Raw genomic sequence first — 2,590 nt, 5'->3', positions numbered from 1 at the left:
GTGTGATGGGTTTCGGATGCTGGCGCTCCACGCGTTGGCCTGGCTCGGGCCGGCGTCCGAAAGCCTCCAGTGAAAGAACCCGCGGGATGGAAAGCGCGGTTGCCGGTCTATGGGGATTTGTCGTTTTCGTTGGGTGGTGTTCGGCCGAAGTGCGGCTGAGGGGTGGTAATGATCATGGTGAGGTCGGAGCGAACTTCGCCGGTGCCGCGCATGCTGCGGCCTGGTGGTTCCAGCGAGGTCGATTTGGTGTGTTTAGTTGCGACGTTCGACGCGGGCGGACGAAGTTATCCTTCCGGGGACGATGAGGTTCCTGGGCAGGAATGGTGCGTGACGGGCGGGTCGCGGTCATGGCGTTTGGGGCCTTGTTGTTGAGGCGGCGGATGGCGGTGCTTGGGCGTGGTTGTCGCGCTCGAAGGTCTCGATGATGATCATGCGCCCGCCGCAGCACGGACAGGGCGGCCGCCAGTCTGGTGGGGCAGCAGTATCGGCATCATCGGATCGGCCGATTTCAGGCTGGGGCGCGGCGAGAAGCACGCGGGCGCGGGCGACATTTGCCGCGCGGCCGGCGCTGGCAAGCAGTCCATAGTGTCGGATGCGATGGAAGCCCATGGGCAGCACGTGAAGCAGGAAGCGGCGAATGAATTCATCTGGATCGAGCGTCATGGCCCGATAACGCTCGTCACCGCTGCGACGGTAGTCCTTGTAGCGGAACGTCACACCAGAGCCATCGAGCGCGATCAGCCGGCTGTTGGAGATGGCGACGCGATGGGTGTAGCGCGACAGATACGCCAGAACGGCCTCGGGTCCGGCGAAGGGTGGCTTGGCGTAGACGAACCAGTTCTTTTTTCTGAGCGGCACCAGGAATTTAACAAAGGAGCTGCGCTCGCTTAAGCCAGCATGATCGCCGAAGAACTTCAGCTGGCCGGCGGCATGGGCCTCAGTGAGCTTCGCCAGGAAGAGGCGGCGGAACAGCCTTGAGAGCACGCGCACGGGCAGGAAGAAGCCGGGTCGGCATGACACCCACCGCTCACCATCGAGCGCGATGCCGCCGCCGGGCACGATCATGTGCACATGCGGATGATGGGTCATCGCCGAGCCCCACGTATGCAGCACGGCGGTGATGCCGATGCGTGCGCCCAGGTGCTTGGGATCGGCCGCGATGGTGAGCATGGCCTGCGAGGCGGCACGGAAGAGGAGATCATAGATTATCCTCTTGTTGTGATAGGCGATGTCGGCGACCTCGACCGGTAGCGTGAAGACAACATGGAAATAGCCGACGGGCAGCAGATCGGCCTGGCGCGCGGTGAGCCATTCCCTTGCCGCCGCACCCTGGCACTTGGGGCAGTGACGATTGCGGCAGCTGTTATAGGCGATGCGGCTATGGCCGCAGTCCTCGCATGCCTCGACGTGACCGCCGAGGGCTGCGGTGCGGCAGCTCTCGATCGCCGACATTACCTTCAACTGGCCGAGGCTCAAGTGACCGGCATGGGTCGCGCGCCAGGCGGCGCCATGGCGGTGGAAGATATCGGCGACCTCTAGTAACGGGCGGCTCACCGCCACGCGTCACGCGTCCGGTCTGGTCTCGTTCTCTGTCAGAAGTCTGATCCGGTCGAGCGGGCTCATCACGGCGCGGATGGTCTTGGTGGCGACGCGGGCATAGAGCGCGGTCGTATCAAGTTTGGCATGGCCGAGCAGGACCTGGATGACGCGGATGTCGACGTCCTGCTCCAGCAGATGCGTGGCGAAGCTGTGGCGCAGCGTGTGCGGCGTCACCCGCTTCTTGATCTTGGCGGCTTGCGCGGCGGTATGGACGACGCGGTTCATCTGCCGCGTGGAGAGTGGCGTGATCGGGTTGCGGCCCGGAAACAGCCAGCCCTGCGGCAGCATTACGCCGCGGCGCTTGCCTTCGCGCCACCAAGCCCGCAGCAACTCGAGCAGTTGCGGCGACAGCATGGCGTGGCGATCCTTGCGCCCCTTGCCCTGTTCGACGCGGATCAGCATGCGTGTCGAGTCGATATCGGTCACCTTGAGCGCCACGATCTCCGACACCCGCAATCCGGCGCCATAGGCCGTGCCGAGGGCAGCCTTGTACTTCGGCCCCGGTGCGGCGTCGAGCAGCCGTACTACCTCCGCGACGCTCAGAACCAGCGGCAGCCTGCGTGGTTGATGGATCACGGTCAGGCGGCGCGAGAGATCGGGCCGGTCGATCGTCACAGTGAAGAAGAAGCGCAGCGCCGAGACTGAGCTGTTGATGCTCGCTGCCTGCATGCCCACCCGGGTCTGGTGCAACTGGAACCGGCGCAGATCCTCAGCCGTCGCCATGTCGGGGGAGCGGCCGATGAAGGCGGCAAACGCCTTCACACAACGGATGTAGTCACGGCGCGTGGCCTCGGTGAAGCCGCGCATGGACATGTCTTCGATCATGCGCTCACGAAGCGCGCTACCGGATGGATTAGGAACGACGGTCATCGGATGCTCCTCTCAAGCTGAAGGTTGACCCCTTCATGCTCGGAGGACTCCGGCCGTTCGTCACCCCTGGTCCGATCAAAGCCTCGCCGATACCGTCAACGAGGCACACGCCTCAGCCCGC

General features: G+C 64.4%; 2 protein-coding genes. Both read right to left on the bottom strand.

All coding sequences use genetic code 11. The features are described 5' to 3' along the window. Positions 1-345: 345 nt before the first annotated feature. Entirely contained in the window at positions 346-1,554 is a 1,209-nt protein-coding gene (locus BKP54_RS34660; RefSeq protein ID WP_082571721.1) for an IS91 family transposase, read from the bottom strand. A 9-nt stretch (positions 1,555-1,563) separates the two neighbouring features. Beyond that, positions 1,564-2,469 (bottom strand): tyrosine-type recombinase/integrase, encoded by a 906-nt coding sequence (locus BKP54_RS34655; protein WP_057222714.1) that lies wholly within the window; start codon positions 2,467-2,469, stop codon positions 1,564-1,566. Between the last annotated feature and the right edge of the window lie 121 nt (positions 2,470-2,590).

The organism is Ensifer sp. 1H6, assembly GCF_001976035.1.
In the GTDB taxonomy this organism is placed as follows: domain Bacteria; phylum Pseudomonadota; class Alphaproteobacteria; order Rhizobiales; family Rhizobiaceae; genus Ensifer; species Ensifer canadensis.
Note: the sequence above shows the minus strand (reverse complement) of the source record. Positions and strands in the feature narration are given on the sequence as shown.

What these genes read in the sequence shown, in the direction of transcription:
- BKP54_RS34655 (WP_057222714.1), bottom strand. Translation starts at nt 2,469, where the DNA reads ATGACCGTCGTTCCTAATCCATCCGGTAGCGCGCTTCGTGAGCGCATG.